This is a genomic window from Sinorhizobium chiapasense (genome assembly GCF_045277575.1).
GTDB lineage: Bacteria > Pseudomonadota > Alphaproteobacteria > Rhizobiales > Rhizobiaceae > Ensifer > Ensifer chiapasense_A.
Genome location: NZ_CP144205.1, coordinates 1691429 through 1706628 on the forward strand (window position 1 = coordinate 1691429; position 15200 = coordinate 1706628).

Annotated in this window: 16 protein-coding genes; 6 read left to right on the forward strand and 10 right to left on the reverse strand. The window is 63.3% G+C overall.

Going from position 1 to position 15200, the window contains the following annotated elements; translation table 11 throughout:
• Positions 1–123 precede the first annotated feature (123 nt).
• Both QM996_RS08175 and petA read left to right on the forward strand, forming a co-directional pair.
• On the forward strand, positions 124–1659 hold the full coding sequence (locus QM996_RS08175; RefSeq protein ID WP_500270005.1) for a sensor histidine kinase: 1536 nt from the start codon (positions 124–126) through the stop codon (positions 1657–1659).
• A gap of 324 nt (positions 1660–1983) precedes the next feature.
• Positions 1984–2553 (forward strand): ubiquinol-cytochrome c reductase iron-sulfur subunit, encoded by a 570-nt coding sequence (gene petA / locus QM996_RS08180; RefSeq protein ID WP_500270006.1) that lies wholly within the window; start codon positions 1984–1986, stop codon positions 2551–2553.
• Positions 2554–2591: 38 nt separating this feature from the next.
• Here petA and QM996_RS08185 read toward each other — a convergent pair whose 3' ends face one another.
• Both QM996_RS08185 and cobT read right to left on the reverse strand, forming a co-directional pair.
• On the reverse strand, positions 2592–3005 hold the full coding sequence (locus QM996_RS08185) for a diacylglycerol kinase (protein WP_173516722.1): 414 nt from the start codon (positions 3003–3005) through the stop codon (positions 2592–2594).
• Between the two features lie 328 nt (positions 3006–3333).
• Positions 3334–4350 carry a nicotinate-nucleotide--dimethylbenzimidazole phosphoribosyltransferase gene (cobT, locus tag QM996_RS08190; protein ID WP_429815761.1) on the reverse strand — a complete coding sequence of 339 codons (1017 nt, stop codon included), beginning with the start codon at positions 4348–4350 and terminating at the stop codon, positions 3334–3336.
• Between the two features lie 213 nt (positions 4351–4563).
• Between cobT and QM996_RS08195 the strand changes: the two genes are divergently transcribed.
• The 4 genes from QM996_RS08195 to QM996_RS08210 all read left to right on the forward strand — a co-directional run bounded on the left by QM996_RS08195 (position 4564) and on the right by QM996_RS08210 (position 7099).
• The gene (locus QM996_RS08195; protein ID WP_500270272.1) at positions 4564–5352 is read left to right on the forward strand and encodes an adenosylcobinamide-GDP ribazoletransferase; all 789 of its coding nucleotides are present in this window, start codon (positions 4564–4566) and stop codon (positions 5350–5352) included.
• Positions 5353–5388: 36 nt separating this feature from the next.
• Positions 5389–5610, forward strand: a complete 222-nt coding sequence (locus tag QM996_RS08200) for a DUF1289 domain-containing protein (RefSeq protein ID WP_173516725.1) — start codon at positions 5389–5391, stop codon at positions 5608–5610.
• A complete protein-coding gene (locus tag QM996_RS08205; RefSeq protein ID WP_500270007.1) occupies positions 5607–6308 on the forward strand; it encodes a retropepsin-like aspartic protease family protein in 702 nt (233 codons plus the stop codon). Before QM996_RS08200 ends, QM996_RS08205 begins: the two co-directional genes overlap by 4 nt.
• Positions 6309–6409: 101 nt before the next feature.
• Positions 6410–7099, forward strand: coding sequence for a permease (locus tag QM996_RS08210; RefSeq protein ID WP_500270008.1), 690 nt, complete (start codon positions 6410–6412; stop codon positions 7097–7099).
• 13 nt (positions 7100–7112) lie between these two features.
• Here QM996_RS08210 and QM996_RS08215 read toward each other — a convergent pair whose 3' ends face one another.
• The 8 genes from QM996_RS08215 to QM996_RS08250 all read right to left on the reverse strand — a co-directional run bounded on the left by QM996_RS08215 (position 7113) and on the right by QM996_RS08250 (position 15072).
• Complete coding sequence (locus tag QM996_RS08215; protein ID WP_500270009.1) at positions 7113–7874, reverse strand: ABC-2 transporter permease; 762 nt, start codon at positions 7872–7874, stop codon at positions 7113–7115.
• Positions 7871–8797 carry an ABC transporter ATP-binding protein gene (locus QM996_RS08220; protein WP_500270010.1) on the reverse strand — a complete coding sequence of 309 codons (927 nt, stop codon included), beginning with the start codon at positions 8795–8797 and terminating at the stop codon, positions 7871–7873. Before QM996_RS08220 ends, QM996_RS08215 begins: the two co-directional genes overlap by 4 nt.
• Positions 8798–8903: 106 nt before the next feature.
• Entirely contained in the window at positions 8904–9386 is a 483-nt protein-coding gene (locus tag QM996_RS08225; RefSeq protein ID WP_500270011.1) for a DUF6691 family protein, read from the reverse strand.
• A complete protein-coding gene (locus QM996_RS08230) occupies positions 9383–9790 on the reverse strand; it encodes a YeeE/YedE family protein (protein WP_500270012.1) in 408 nt (135 codons plus the stop codon). Before QM996_RS08230 ends, QM996_RS08225 begins: the two co-directional genes overlap by 4 nt.
• A complete protein-coding gene (locus tag QM996_RS08235; protein ID WP_500270013.1) occupies positions 9787–10119 on the reverse strand; it encodes a metalloregulator ArsR/SmtB family transcription factor in 333 nt (110 codons plus the stop codon). Before QM996_RS08235 ends, QM996_RS08230 begins: the two co-directional genes overlap by 4 nt.
• Before the next feature lie 606 nt (positions 10120–10725).
• On the reverse strand, positions 10726–11976 hold the full coding sequence (locus QM996_RS08240) for an extensin-like domain-containing protein (RefSeq protein ID WP_500270014.1): 1251 nt from the start codon (positions 11974–11976) through the stop codon (positions 10726–10728).
• 322 nt (positions 11977–12298) lie between these two features.
• Positions 12299–12850, reverse strand: a complete 552-nt coding sequence (locus tag QM996_RS08245; RefSeq protein ID WP_500270015.1) for a Kazal-type serine protease inhibitor family protein — start codon at positions 12848–12850, stop codon at positions 12299–12301.
• 407 nt (positions 12851–13257) lie between these two features.
• Positions 13258–15072 carry a methyl-accepting chemotaxis protein gene (locus QM996_RS08250; protein ID WP_500270016.1) on the reverse strand — a complete coding sequence of 605 codons (1815 nt, stop codon included), beginning with the start codon at positions 15070–15072 and terminating at the stop codon, positions 13258–13260.
• Positions 15073–15200: the final 128 nt, after the last annotated feature.

The window sequence follows — 15200 nt, forward strand, 5'->3', positions numbered from 1 at the left end:
CTCTCGCTTTCGGCCGAAAGACACCCCCGCGCCACAATGGTTGTCGAATCCTTCACACACCGCAGCAACTTCTTAAGGATTGCTCACTAGACTGCAAGGAAACCATAACCTTCGCATAAGAGCATGAGTATCGCCGCCAGCACCTCGACAGATAAGATCATTGTCGACAAGTCGCGAAACCATCGAAACAAGGCCGTTTCGAGGACGGTCCGCGCGACGCGTGAACGGCTGCAAACGGGCTCGTCCGTGCCGTCGGGCTTCGAGCGCGAGATGCTCAATCTTTACATCGGTTCGGCCCTGCACAGCGCCATTGCCGTCCCGGTGCTCGTCACCCTGATTGCCGCCGTCGGGGTCTATCTCTCCGGCAATCTCAGCATTGTCCTCTGGGCCGTCATGACCCTCTCGGCGCATGCGGTGACGCTCGTGCTGGCAAGGAAGGCCCGCAAGAAGGACATCAGCGCGGAAAAGGTCCCGGTCTGGCGCCGGCGCCTGCTGCTCGCCCAGGTGTTGATGGGTCTTTGCTGGGCGGCCCTCGTTGCTCAGGACTGCGCGACGTGCGGCGATGTCCGCCTCGGCTTTTTCGTCGGCACTGCACTGCTCTTCGCGCTGGCCGTCACCGCCATGGGCACATTCCTGCTGCGCAATGCCCTGCTGTGCACGTTCACGCCGGTGGTCGCCGCATTGGCCTTCGTCTCGCTGACGACGGGCAATCAGACCTATATCGGCCTCACCAGCATCATTTCGTTGTCTCTGCTCTTCCTCGTGGTCATGACCGACCGCATGAACCGCGCCAATGTCCACATTCTCTCGGTTCAATCGGAGAAGGACGATCTGATCGCCGAGCTCGAAGTGGCAAAATCGATGTCGGACGAAGCGCGGCGCCGGGCGGAGGAAGCGAACCTCGCCAAGTCGCGCTTCCTGGCATCCATGTCGCACGAGCTACGCACGCCGCTGAACGCCATCCTCGGCTTCTCCGAGGTCATGTCGACGGAAGTCCTGGGCCCGCTCAGCAACCCGACTTACAAGGAATACACCAACGATATCCATCGTTCCGGCGAACACCTGCTGAACCTGATCAACGAGATCCTCGACCTGTCGCGCATCGAGGCCGGCCGCTACGACCTGAACGAAGACGCAGTCAGCCTTGTCGAGATTGCCGAGGACTGCGTCGGCATGGTGCAACTGAGGGCGCGCGCCAAGAACATCACCATCCACTCGCAGTTCGAAGCTGGCATGCCCTCGGTCTGGGTCGACGAGAAGTCGATGCGGCAGGTCATCCTCAACCTGCTGTCGAATGCGGTGAAGTTCACCAATGCGGGCGGCGAAATCACCTTCAAGTGCGGCTGGACCGCCGGCGGCGGACAATATCTCTCGATCAAGGACAATGGTCCTGGCATTCCCGAAGAGGAGATCCCGATCGTTCTGTCGGCCTTCGGCCAGGGCTCGATCGCGATCAAGAGTGCCGAACAGGGCACCGGCCTCGGCCTGCCGATCGTTCAGGCCATCCTCGCCAAGCACAATGGCGAATTCATCCTGCGCTCCAAGCTTCGGGAAGGCACGGAGGCAATCGCCATACTGCCGGCCCGCCGCGTGCTTGAAAGCCTGCCGCCGGTGGAGGACGTGGCAGCCCCGGTCCGCCGTCGCAAGAGTTTCGCCTGATCCTTAGGCGCTGAAGCAGTTCATGCTTGCCACCTAAAAGCGCGTCGCGGTCTTTCAGTTTCGCTCTTTTACGCTTTAGGCCGTTGAATCTTCGCATCTCGCGAAAGCGACCTTCGCGCGTCCGATAGTGCCTGCGGCGCCGTGAGCGCCACTGCGAGGCAACACCTTAATTCCGGAGCGAATTAGGGATAAAATTGCAAGGTTAAAGTCGGATATCGCCACGCTTGCATTGCAACCACGATAGCCGAAGGTCGGACGTCCCTTCTGCCCCTCGCCAGGGCCGTGTCGCTCGACCGCGTGGCGCGACGGAAGGAGCGCTGTGGCATGAACATATTCACTGATGAAACCAGGGAGCCGACGAGGCGTGAATTCCTCTATCTTTCCACCGGTATTGCCGGCGCTGTCGGAGTGGCTGGCGCTTCGTGGCCGTTCTTGAACCAGATGAACCCTGATGCCTCGACGCTGGCGATGGCCTCGATAGAGGTCGACGTAGCCTCGCTCGAGGAGGGAGCGTCGATGACGCTCAGGTGGCGGAGCCGCCCGATCTTCATCCGCAACAGGACGCCCAAGGAAATCGAGGCTGCGAAGGCGGTCACGATGGATGAACTCAAGGACCCGGTGGCGCGTAACGCCAATCTTCCCAAGGACCAGCCGGCCACCGATCTTGCGCGCTCGGCCGGAGAAGGCCGAGAGAACTGGCTCGTGATGGTCGGCGTCTGCACCCACCTCGGCTGCATCCCGCTCGGCCAGTCGGGCGACTACGGCGGCTGGTTCTGCCCTTGCCACGGCTCGCACTACGACACCGCCGGCCGCGTTCGTAAGGGGCCAGCCCCGGAGAACCTGGCGATACCGCCGATGACGTTCATCTCCGATACCGTCATCAAGATCGGCTAGACCCGTGCGCTCAAACGAATGCACAAAGATATGTCGCCTCAGTTCATGAAGCCGTCGAAGATCACGACGTAACCGGCATAGACGGCGTTGGCGATGATCAGGCAGAGGCAGGCGAAGGAACCGAGATCCTTGGCGTTCTTGCCCATTTCCGAGATTTCCGGCGATACGCGGTCGACGATCTCCTCGATCGCCGTGTTGATCGCCTCGAAGGCCATCATCAGGAGAAACAGGATCGCCATCGCCACGAATTGGAAGAAGGTCGCGCCGACGATGACGAAGGCAACCATGGCAATGCCGAAGGCGATCAGCTCATGGCGGAAGGCAGCTTCGCTGATCAGCCGTTTCGCGCCACCCAGCGAATAGCTGGCGGCGGCGAAGAGATGGCGAATGCCGGTCTGCTTCTCGACAGGACTCGTCTGGCCAATGCGGTGCGTGGTGTTCTTGGCGTCCATTTCTTCTCGACAGGGCTTGAAACTGCGCTTGCTTCGACATCGTGAATGAGGCGAATGCAAGGCGTTCCCGGTTGCAGCGGCCTGCTGCACGTATCCTTAGATCCTACCCGATCCAAGGATAAAACATGCAACACTTCAAAGTGCTGCAGCGACCTTTGCGCGTCTGACGAGACGCGCGGCGCTGTCAGACAATAGTTAGGGCTGCATGTGCGCTTGGATAGGCGAGAAGCACGTGTCCATCAAGACCCGCCATAGGCGGGAATGGCGCCCGCGACAGGCTTTGGACAGCAATTGGCCGGCTTCGCTGCGAAAGCCGGCCGTATCTTGATTATTCCTTGTTGCTGACGCCAGCCTGCGCGAAGGTCGCCATGCCGCTGTGGCAGGCGGCGGCCGCCTTGACGATGCCGGCGGCAAGGGCCGCGCCCGTGCCCTCGCCGAGCCGCATGCCGAGCGCCAGCAGCGGCGTCTTGCCGAGCTTCTCGATCGCGCGGATATGGCCCGGCTCGCCCGAGACATGGCCGATCAGGCAGTGGTCGAGGGCCGACGGATTGGCCGCCTTCAGGATCGCCGCGGCCGCAGTCGCCACGTAGCCATCGATGATGACGGGCACCTTCTGCACGCGGGCGGCGAGGATGGCACCCGCCATCGCCGCGATCTCGCGGCCGCCGAGGCGGCGCATCAGCTCCAGCGGGTCGGAAAGGTGATCGCGATGCAGCGCCACCGCCTTCTCGACAGCCGCGATCTTGCGCTTCAGTACCTCGCCTTCGGAACCGGTGCCCGGGCCGACCCATTCCTCGGCCGTGCCGCCATAGAGACCGAGATTGATTGCGGCCGCGATCGTCGTGTTACCGATGCCCATTTCGCCGATGCAGAGCAGATCCGTGCCGCCGGCGATCGCCTCCATGCCGAAGGCCATGGTCGCAGCGCAGTCCCGTTCGGAGAGCGCTGCTTCCTCGGTGATGTCGCCGGTCGGATAGTCGAGCGCCAGGTCGAAGACCTTGAGGCCGAGGTCATGGCTGACGCAGATCTGGTTGATCGCCGCGCCGCCGGCGGCGAAGTTTTCGACCATCTGCGCAGTGACGGACGACGGGAACGGCGTCACGCCCTGACGGGTGACGCCATGGTTTCCGGCGAAGATCGCCACCAGGGGCCGGTTGACCGCCGGCGCCTTGCCGGTCCAGGCGGCGAGCCAGAAGGCGATTTCTTCGAGGCGTCCGAGCGCGCCCGGCGGTTTTGTCAGCTGTGCGTCCCGTTCCCGTGCCGCAACCAGCGCTGCCGAATCCGGCCCCGGCAGGTTGCGCAACAATTCGCGGAAATCATCAAACGGCAGGCCGCTGGCACTCATGCTGGATATCCTTGCATATCGTGAATCTACGCTCCTCATAGAGGGCGTCGAATTTTCGGGCAACGACATTTGCGCCAATCCGCGTCGCCGGAGCATGATCCGCCACGGGATGGACGATTCGACGCACCGCGATCCGGCGCGCTCGTCATGCCTTCACTTGCGGGCCGCCGTGACATCTGCGATGCGGCTTGGGGGCAGATCTTTGGAGGGGCCATGGGCTTTGTGGGCGATTTCTGTGACGACGTGGTGCGCTCGGTCGGCTTCCTGAGCCGCATTCCCATGCCGGGACGCCACTTCGTCGGATACGACGGACGCCTGAACCGGGCCGTGCGCGCCTTTCCCCTTGCCGGCATCGTGATCGTCCTGCCCTCCGCTGCCGCTGCCGGCGCGATGAACGCGCTGCAGGTCAGTTCGCTTTTTGCCGCCTTCGTCGTCATCGCTCTCCAGGCGCTTTTGACCGGGGCGCTGCATGAGGATGGGCTCGGTGATACGGCCGACGGCTTTGTCGGCGGTCGCGACCGCGATGCGGCGCTCGAGATCATGAAGGACAGCCGGGTCGGCACCTATGGCGCCGTCGCGCTCATTCTCTCCTTTGGTTTGCGCGTCTCCGCGCTGGCCTCGATCCTGCCGCTCTTCACGCCGCTCGGCGCTGGCATGGCGATCCTCGGCACCGCCGCGTTCAGCCGGGCGGCCATGGTCTGGCACTGGTCAAGCCTGCCGCCGGCCCGCAGCGGCGGCGTTGCGGCTTCCGCCGGGACACCGGACCCGGCTGCCGCGCGCTTTGCACTCGGCTTCGGCCTGATTGCAGCCATGCTGCTCTTTTACTTCGCCAAGGTCCCGGCCCTTGGCTTGATCGCAACGATTGTCGCCTTCTTCCTCGCCGTCAAAGGTTTCGGCCGGGTCGCGACGCGCAAGATCGGTGGACATACGGGCGACACGATTGGCGCGACGCAGCAACTCACCGAAATCGCGGTGCTCGGCACCCTTGCGCTGACGGTCTGAAACATCGATATATTCAGGGAAAAATAGAGCAAGGCCATGGAATCTCCCTGCATTCTCGTCTGTTCGATCGATGACAAGACCGGCTACTGTTTCGGCTGCGGCCGAACGCGGGATGAAATCGGCCGCTGGACGCTCTACACCGACGCCGAACGCCGGGCGATCATGACCACATTGCCCGACCGGCTCGAGACGGTCGAACGCAAGCCCCGGCGCGAAACGCGCCGCAGCCGCATGGCGAGGGAACGCGGCCAAGCATGACCCGTCTCGCCATTCTGCTCTCGATCCTGGCCATCGGCCTCCTTCTGCTGATCGTCAACCACGATGCCGGCCGCACCATGGGCCTTGCCAATGACGATTTCGGCCAATTGGTGTCGCTCGGCGCCATCGCCACGCTGATCGGCGCCGGCATTCTGCAAAGCCGCCGCCGCTTCGGCGAAGGGCTGCGCCAGGTCGCTATCTGGCTCTTCATCACGCTCGCCCTCGTCTCGGCCTATGTCTACCGCTTCGAACTGCAGGGTTTCGGCAATCGCCTGCTTGCCGGCCTCGTTCCCGGCCGCGCGACCGTGATCACCGACAGCGAGGGCCAACAGGAAGTGGTGCTGCACAAGATGCTGAACGGACACTTCGAGACCGGCGTGACCGTCAACGGCAAGGATATCAACATGCTGGTCGATACCGGCGCCAGCAGCATCGCGCTGACCTATGAGGATGCCGAGCGCATCGGTCTCGATCCGGAAAATCTCAGCTATATCGTCACCGTCATGACGGCCAATGGCCGGGCGCAGGCAGCCCCCGTCATGCTCGAGGAGATCTCCGTCGGCCCGATCACCCGTCGCAACATCGGCGCAACGGTCGCCGCCAAGGGGCGGCTTGATCAGAGCCTGCTCGGCATGAGCTTCCTGTCGACGCTCGATATGCTGCAGATGCGCACCGACGAGCTGCGGCTGCGCGACTAATACGTCCAAGGTGCAGAACGCACGGCGGCGGACTGTTCAAAGACGCCTGACGCGTCTCCTCGTCGGGCCAAGGGACGAAACCACTGATGCGAGGGCGCCTCATGGATTTCATGCGACTGCTGAAGTCGATCGAAGAGCTTCTCTACGAGCTCGTCTGCTGGCTGCTTTTCTACCCGCTGACCATGTGGCGCACGCTCCGCCACCCGCAGGCCATGATGCGCTACGCCGACGTCGAGCTCGGCGACGACCTGCCGGAACAATATTCGGACGCGCTGAGCCCACCGCTCTTTCTGCTGATCACGCTGCTCTTGGCGCACGGAATGGAGCTCGGCCTCGTCAGGCAGGCTGCTCCCTGGGCAGCGACGTCGCTGCTTGCCTCCGACTCCAACCTGCTGATGTTTCGGGCCGTCGCCTTCAGCATTCTGCCCTTGCTGATGGCGGTGAAGCTCTTGCGCAACAAGGGCGCCAAGCTGACGCGCGATACGCTGCGCCCGCCCTTCTTCAGCCAGTGCTACGTCACCGCACCTTTCGCTTTCGCGATCAGCCTCGGCGGCCAGTTGCTGATGGCCGGGCACAGCGCCTTCACGCCCGTCGGCGTCGTCTTCGTGATGGCCTCGATCGGCTGGTATATCGTCGCCGAGACGCGCTGGTTCATGGCCGACATCGAGCTTTCCGCGATGCGGTCGCTCCTCCAGGTCGTCGTGACGATCCTTCAGGCGCTGCTTGCGATGGCCGTTGTCAGCGTCATCATCGCCTATGCGAGTGGAGCCGTGCCGGTGCCGGCATTCTGAAGGGCACCGCCTGTCAGTTTCTCAGCCGGTAACCGGTGCGGAAGATCCAGGCGAGGATCGACATGCAGGCCGTCAGGAAGACGAGAATGATCACGGCGCTGAAGATCGGGTTGACGTCGGAAACCTCGAAGAAGCTCCAGCGGAAGCCGCTGATCAGATAGAGCACCGGGTTGAAGTGACTGACCGCCTGCCAGAAAGGCGGCAACATCTTGACCGAGTAGAAGCTGCCGCCCAGGAAGACGAGCGGCGGGATCACCAGCATCGGGATCAGGTTCAACTGTTCAAAGTCCTTGGCCCAGATGCCGATGATGAAGCCGAACAGGCTGAAGGAAATCGCCGTCAGCACGAAGAAGAAAATCATCACGAACGGATGGGCGATCGTCAGGTCGACGAACAGCGAGGCCGTCAGCAGGATGATCGTCCCGATCATCATCCCCTTGGTCGCCGCTGCGCCGACATAGCCGAGCACGATCTCGACCATCGACACCGGCGAGGACAGGACCTCATAGATCGTTCCGGTGAATTTCGGGAAATAGATGCCGAAGGAACCGTTGCCGATGCACTGCGTCAACAGCGTCAGCATCATCAGCCCGGGTGTGATGAAGGCGCCATAGGAAACGCCGTCGATCTGCTGGATGCGCCCGCCGATCGCCGCGCCGAAGACGATGAAATAGAGCGATGTGGAGATGACCGGCGACACCACGCTCTGCAGCAGCGTGCGCCGGGTGCGCGCCATCTCGAAGAAATAGATCGACTTGATCGCTTCGATGTTCATCGCCCTGCCCTCACGATTTCGACGAAGATGTCTTCCAGCGAGCTCTGCCGCGTGGAAATGTCCTTGAGCCGGATACCGGCCTCGGCCAAAGCCGCCAGCAGCGCGGTGATGCCAGTGCGTTCGGCGCTCGTGTCGTAATCATAGATCAGACAGTGCCCGTCGCCCTCCAGCGTCAGGTTGTAGCTCGACAGCGTTTCGGGAACGTCATCCAGCGGATTGGCGAGATCGACCCGCAACTGCTTGCGCCCGAGCTGCGACATCAGCGCCACCTTGTCTTCCACCAGCAGGATCTTGCCGCCGTTGATGACGCCGATGCGGTCGGCGATTTCCTCCGCCTCTTCGATGTAATGCGTCGTCAGGATGATGGTGACGCCGGAGGCGCGCAGCCGCTCGACCACGTCCCACATGCTCTTGCGCAGGTTGACGTCAACGCCCGCCGTCGGCTCGTCGAGAAAGAGCACGCGCGGTTCGTGCGACAGCGCCTTGGCGATCAGCACGCGCCGCTTCATGCCGCCGGAGAGCTCACGCAGCATATTGTCCTTCTTGTCCCACAGCGACAGATCCTTCAGCACCTTCTCGATATGGGCCGGGTTCGGCTTCTTGCCGTGCATGCCGCGGGAGAAGGACACCGTGTTCCACACGGTCTCGAAGGCGTCGGTGGTCAGTTCCTGGGGCACGAGCCCGATCATCGCCCGCGTCTTGCGAAACTCGCTCACCACGTCATGCCCGCCGACCGTCACCGTTCCGCCGCTCGCATTGACGATGCCGCAGATGATCGAGATCAGCGTCGTCTTTCCGGCGCCGTTCGGCCCGAGCAGCGCCAGGATCTCGCCCTCCTCGATATCGAGGCTGACGCCCTTCAGCGCCTGGAACCCCGAGGCATAGGTCTTCGACAGATTGGAAACGGAAACGATGGGCGCCATGAAAGCTTATCCGGATGCGGGAGGCGAAGTCGGCAGGTTTCGCCTATATGGGGCAATTGATCGCGATTTGCAGCCTGCCCTATGGAAAAAACAAGGTGACGCTTTGTCAATGCGGCTGTGACAGACGGGTCTCCGCCCCGGCGCCGCCGCCCATTCGGGACGGTCTGCGCGCCACCAGCCGGTCATGGATGACCATCCCGGCAACCATCGCCGCCACGAATAGGATCGTCGCTGGCAGACCGAGCGACAGCGAGGCAAGCGCCGGACCCGGGCAAAGCCCCACCAGCCCCCAGCCGATGCCGAAGATTGCCGAGCCGACAATCAGTCGCCTGTCGATGAGCTGATTGTCCGGCAAATGGAAGGTTTCGTCGAAAAAAGGGCGCTTGAGCCGGCGGGTCAGCAGGACACCGAGCGCGGAAACCGAAACGGCGCCGCCGAGCACGAAGGCAAGGCTCGGGTTCCAATTGCCGGCAATATCCAGGAAGGCCCGCACGCGCGCGGGATCGAGCATGCCGGACAGTGAAAGGCCGAAACCGAAAACGAGGCCGGAGACGAGTGTCGCCGCGAGGCGGAAGAAAGCGCCGTTCATCCAAGCAAACCCATGACGAAGACCGTGACGATCGCCGCCGCCATGAAAGTGGCAACCGCAGCAATCGAGCGTCGCGACAGCCTTGCAAGGCCGACGACGCCGTGGCCGCTCGTGCAGCCGGAGCCCATGCGGGACCCAAAGCCGACCAACAGCCCGCCGGCCAGCAGAAGCGGCCAGGAGGACGTGACCGTCATCCCGGGCCAGGCGCCGAACACGAGACGAAAGAGCAGCGGTCCCGCCATCAGCCCCAGCAAGAACAACGCGCCGGTGGCGGCCTGCACGCCCTGCAGCAGGCGTCCGGTGATACCGCTGATCCCGGCCACACGGCCATTGGCCACCATCAGGATCGCTGCCGAAAGGCCGATCAACAGCCCGCCCGCCAGCGCATTCCCGTATTCATTCATGCTCTAGAACCATCCCGACAGAAAATCTGATAGAGCGCGCCGACCAGACGCGCCACCTTGTCGTGGCTCATACGATAGAACACCTGCTTGGCCTGCCGACGCGTCGAGACAATGCCGGCATCGCGCAGCACCGTCAATTGCTGCGAGAGGGTCGGCTGGCGAATGCTCAGGCTTTCTTCGAGCGCCGCCACCGAGTGCTCGCCCTCCAGCAAGGCGCTCACGATCAACAGTCGATTTCGGTTGGCGAGGGTTCTCAGGATTTTCGAAACTTCGGCGGCATGCGCGGCCATATCCGTGCGCACCCCCGGAAATTGCATAACAGTTCCCATTGCTTCCTCCTGTCGTTGCCCTAGGAGTGAGTGGAGCCCCATGCTTGCTGTGGTTTGCCGGACCACTATCCATGATTGTTATATCAAATAGTATAATATCGTATTACTTATTGGTTAACCAGACGAAACAAAACACGTTACCATCGCTAGTACCGCGCACCTGTCCGTTGACTGTCAAATCATATAGAAAATTCAGATCGTTACAACGCGACCCCGGCAAAGGGGAAAGCGCCATATTTGGGGCAACCGTCCAGACGATTTCGGGCAACTATAAAACTTGTGGTATAGTGACCTCAAACAGGAACCTGCGATGACGCCTCGGGGTCGGCAGCCTGCACACCGGATACTGGTGTCTCGACGCCGGTTCGCTCTCGGCGCGAACGAAGACCGCGACCGTTATCCGGCGAAAGATCCGAAAATGAATTGTCGCCAATCCCGTTCCCCTGTCACGAAACGGTGATGCTCTTCGAGCAATTTGCTCGCGCGGCGCGATATCGCCCTTTGATTTGCGCTCGTGATTTGCACGCCGGAGCCTCCCCCTTTTTGCTCCGGTCGTTGGGCCGGCCTCCCCGCCGGCCTCTTTTTTTGCCGGCGTGACGCCCGACGTCAGTCGCAGTGACGATAACCGGTCTTGCGGGTCCTGAGATCGAAGTGGAAATGGTCCTTGTGGAACGGGTCGCTGCCCGGGCCGAGCACGGTGTTGAAATATTTGCAGCTATCGGAGCGCACGGCCTTCAGGAGCCCGCGTTCGCGGAAGGCGAAGAAGCCCTTCTTGCGGACGTCGATTTCCTTGCCGTTTTTCAAGACGAACTTGCCGACGTCGATGGCGTTACCGCGCGCGTGTTCGGACATCGGGTTGCCGCGGCGCGAATTCATCGTGCGGCAGGAATAGCCGCCGAGCGGCTTGATGGTCTTGACGCCCGACCAGTAGCGATAGCGCGACGACGGCGCGAGTTCGTACTTCACCCACTTGGCGAAGGCTTCCGTCACCTCGCAATTGAGCTTGACCGCCGGCTTCACGCCGATATTGCCGGAGAGACCGCTGAGCTCGATCGGATAATCGATACCGCAGGACGGCCCGTTGCTGATGCGCGGAATGTCACGGAAAACGACGCCGAGCTTCTTCAGCCGCTGGCGGCAGGCGACCTCCGAAGCCGGCATTTCGCCGGTGTAATCCGGCGTCGACATCGGATTGCGCACACGCGGCAGAAAGGCGACCTGCTGCGGCTCCTGGGCCCGCTGCATGGCGCGCTGCTCGTCCATCGCCCTTGCGCGTTGCGCCTCTTCCGCGGCGATCTTCTCGGGTGAGAGCGGCGGCAGGTCCGGATCGTAGCCGAGGTTGGCTTCGGCCGGAGGCGCGGCGCCAGACGCACCGCCGATCTGGCGTACGTTCTCATCGCCGATACCGCCGACCACCGGCTGGCTGGCATTGCCCTCGGCGATCTCGTTGCTCTGCTCTTCCGCCAGGCCGACGACCGGTTGCTCGACACCGAGCATGGCATCCATGTTGACGCCTTCATCGGGAATCGCCGTCGAGCCCGCCGGCTGGGCGCCGGAGGAAACCGCTTCGTCGCTATCGATCATCGGCAGCGTGCGCCGCGTTTGCTGAGACGCCCCCCGTGCGGGCGCGACATAGTCGGGATTGCTATTGCCCATCGAAGCCGATGTTGCGGCGGGATAGGCGGCGACCTCTTCTTGCGGCACTGCATCGACCGGGACCGGGCCGATCGAACCAACCCGCGAGCCGCCATCGATGCGGCCGGGCGGCGAAAGCGCATCGTCGGTTGAACAGGCGACGAGCGATAGCGACAGAACGAGTGCCGTCAGCGGGCGATGGAGACGAGTAACATACGCCATACCGAACTGCGCCTTCCCTAGGGCGGCCAAGAAAGACCGCCATCATCACCCCGCCGCCCCCGCAGCGGCGGGCCAACCGGCACGCAATGCTCGCTGCAGCACTTCGAATTGCTGCCTTTCGCCTGTGTCGCAAACCGGGCACATCAGTTGAAAGACCTGATTTCGGAAGCATTTTATTCAAATACGGTAAACGAAGCCTTGCGGCCGACACCCGCGATTAAGGGTGCGAGAGGTTTGCCGCCCTGGCGGACTGCAGACAACAAGAAGCCCGCGTCTTCGTCAGGCGCGGGCTTCGCGTTTTCAGCGATCAATCCGCTGGATGTCAGCGGCACTCGCCGCGATGGACGACCCGGAAACCAGCGCCGCCAGCCTCGCAGGAATTCGGGAAGGTTTCCATGCGACCGCCGCGCTGGCCGCAGACCGGGGCGAATTCGCGGGTGCAGAACTGCGCTTCCGACGGGCGATCATCGCCACGACGGCATTCGCCGCGGCCGATCACCTGGAAGCCCTCCGAACGTGCCTGGCAGGCATTGGGGAAGGTCCGCGTGTTGCGGCCGCGCTGGCCGCAGACCGGCATGTACTCCATGGTGCAGGCCTGCGGTGGCCGTGCCGGCGGACGGTTGTCCGGACGGCACTCGCCGCGATGGACGACATTGAAGCCGTCGGCGCGTGCCTGGCAGGCGTTCGGGAAGCTACGCAGGCGATTGCCGCGCTCACCGCAAACCGGCGCGTATTCCATCGTGCAAACCGGCGGACGGATCGGCCGCGGGCCAGGGCGCGGTTCGTCGACGACGACGGTACAGGCGGAGAGAAACCCGAGCGCCAGCATCAGCGCGGCGACCGGGCGCGTCAGAAGAAGTTTGAGAAGTGCCATGGATGTCCCCTCTAAAGAAGCGGTCGGCAACCGGAGCGACGCCCCGTCAAACACCTCGCGCATTTCGCGTATCTATCCGCGGCTATCGTAAGGTCAAGGCTGAGCATCCCGCTTTGCACGGCAATCGAACGCATGCAGCGCGTGCCCGCATCGCCGTGTTCCAGGGGGCAAACCCAGTTGGGCGCCACGGCGCGACATCTCTTTCGCCATCCGCGCGCTTGCGCTGAGGACCCAGCCTCGCGGGTCCAACGGCCCCAGTCGATGCGCTCTCGCTCGAAGCTTCGGGGCTCAGCGCGGATGCTCGGTTGAACCCGAGCGCGACGGACGGAGACGCCCCCGCCCTTACCATAAAAACAAGTCCCGCGCGGCATGCCACGCGGGACTTGCTCAACGCCCGGCAATCGTGCTCAGGCGGCGCGGCCGTAGGCCGAATGCGATGCCGAGGATTGCAGCCGGAACTTCGCCAGCAGCGACTTCAACTCCCGGCTCTCCGCAGCCAGCGTCTGGCTTGCGGCCGTCGTTTCCTCGACCATAGCCGCGTTCTGCTGGGTCATCTGGTCCATGCTGTTGACAGCGACGTTGACCTCCTGCAGCCCGGTCGCCTGCTCACGGGCGGCGGTCGCGATCGAGGCCACTTGCTCGTTGACCCGGTTGACCAGGATCTCGATCTCCGACAGCGCTTCGCCGGTCGAACGGACCAGCTCGACCCCGGCCCCGACCTCGCGCACCGACGCGCCGATCAGGTCCTTGATCTCCTTGGCAGCTCCCGCGGAGCGCTGCGCCAGTTCGCGCACTTCCTGAGCGACAACGGCAAAGCCACGGCCCGCCTCGCCGGCCCGCGCCGCCTCGACGCCGGCATTGAGCGCCAGCAGGTTCGTCTGGAAGGCGATCTCGTCGATGACGCCGATGATCTGGCCGATCCGGCCGGACGACCCCTCGATCCGCCCCATGGCGTCGATGGCATTGCGCACGATGCCGCCGGACTTCGCCGCACTCGCCTTGGTCTCGTTGACCATGTCGCGCGCCTCGTTCGCCCGTTCGGCGGCGTGGCGGACCGTCGAGGTGATCTCGTCCAGGGCTGCAGCGGTCTCTTCGAGGGCCGCGGCCTGCTGCTCCGTCCGACGCGAGAGATTGTTCGCCGCTTCCGAAATGTCGCCGGCGCTCGCCGTAACGATCTCGGTCGAGTGCGAGATGGAACCGATGACATCGCGAAGTGCAGCGACGGCCGTGTTGAAGTCCTCTCGCAGCTTGCCGTATTCGGGCGCGATAGGGCCGATCTCGGCGGTCAGGTCGCCGCTCGCGAGAAGCTCGAGCGCGGCACCGACGGTCTCCATCGCATCCGCCTGCGCTTCCGCCGTTGCCCGCTGGCGCTGCTCGTTGCCGCGGCGCTCGGAATCGAGCCGCTCCTGCTGCTCGGCTTCGCGCGAGCGCAGTTCCAGCCGTTCGCGGACGGAATCACGCAGCACCACCAGCACCTTGGCCATCTGCCCGATCTCGTCGCCGCGGTCGGTCTCCGGCACCTCGGACGAAAGGTCCTCGTCGGCAATCGCCCGCATCGAGGCCTTCAGCTTCTCGACCGGCTTGACGACGCTGCGCACGATCGCCAATGCCGCCATCAGAATGGCAAGAGCGGCGGCGGCAAGGATGCCGGCGGCCTGCCACGCCCGCTCGCGGAACATCGCCGCCAGATCGTCGGCATAGACGCCGGTGCCGACCACCCAACCCCAGGGCTTGAAGCCGGCCACGTGGGAATATTTCAGCACCGGCTCGTCGGCGCCCGGCTTCGGCCAATAATAGTCGACGAAACCCTGGCCGCTCTTTTCGACGGTCTTCACGAACTCGACGAAGAGATGCTTGCCGTTGGCGTCCTTGTTGCCCGTAAGATCCGTTCCGTCCATCTCCGGCTTGATCGGATGCATCACCATCGTCGGATGCATGTCGTTGATCCAGAAGTAGCCGCTCCCCTGGTAGCGCATCGCCTTGATCGCCTCCAGCGCGCGCTTCTGCGCCTCCTCGCGCGAAAGCGCGCCGGCCTGCTCCTGCTTGTAATAGGCGTCGAACACCGCGATCGCGTTCTCGTTCATTGCCGAAAGCATCGCCTTGCGTTCGCCGACGAGCTTGTCCTGCGCCTGGAACAGACCAAAAGTCAGCGCCGCTGCCATGGTCAAAAGCGCAAACGCTACCAGCGCGTAGAGACGCGCCGAGATCCTGAATTTCTTCATTGCCAATCCCTGCCCCTTCGGCGCTCCCCGCGCCGCCCCTTCGGATCCTGGCGCCACCGGCATCGCCGATGGCACTCCAAGAGCCTGCAGAATAGAGGGAGGTCTTTGCAAAGCCCCTAACAACCGAT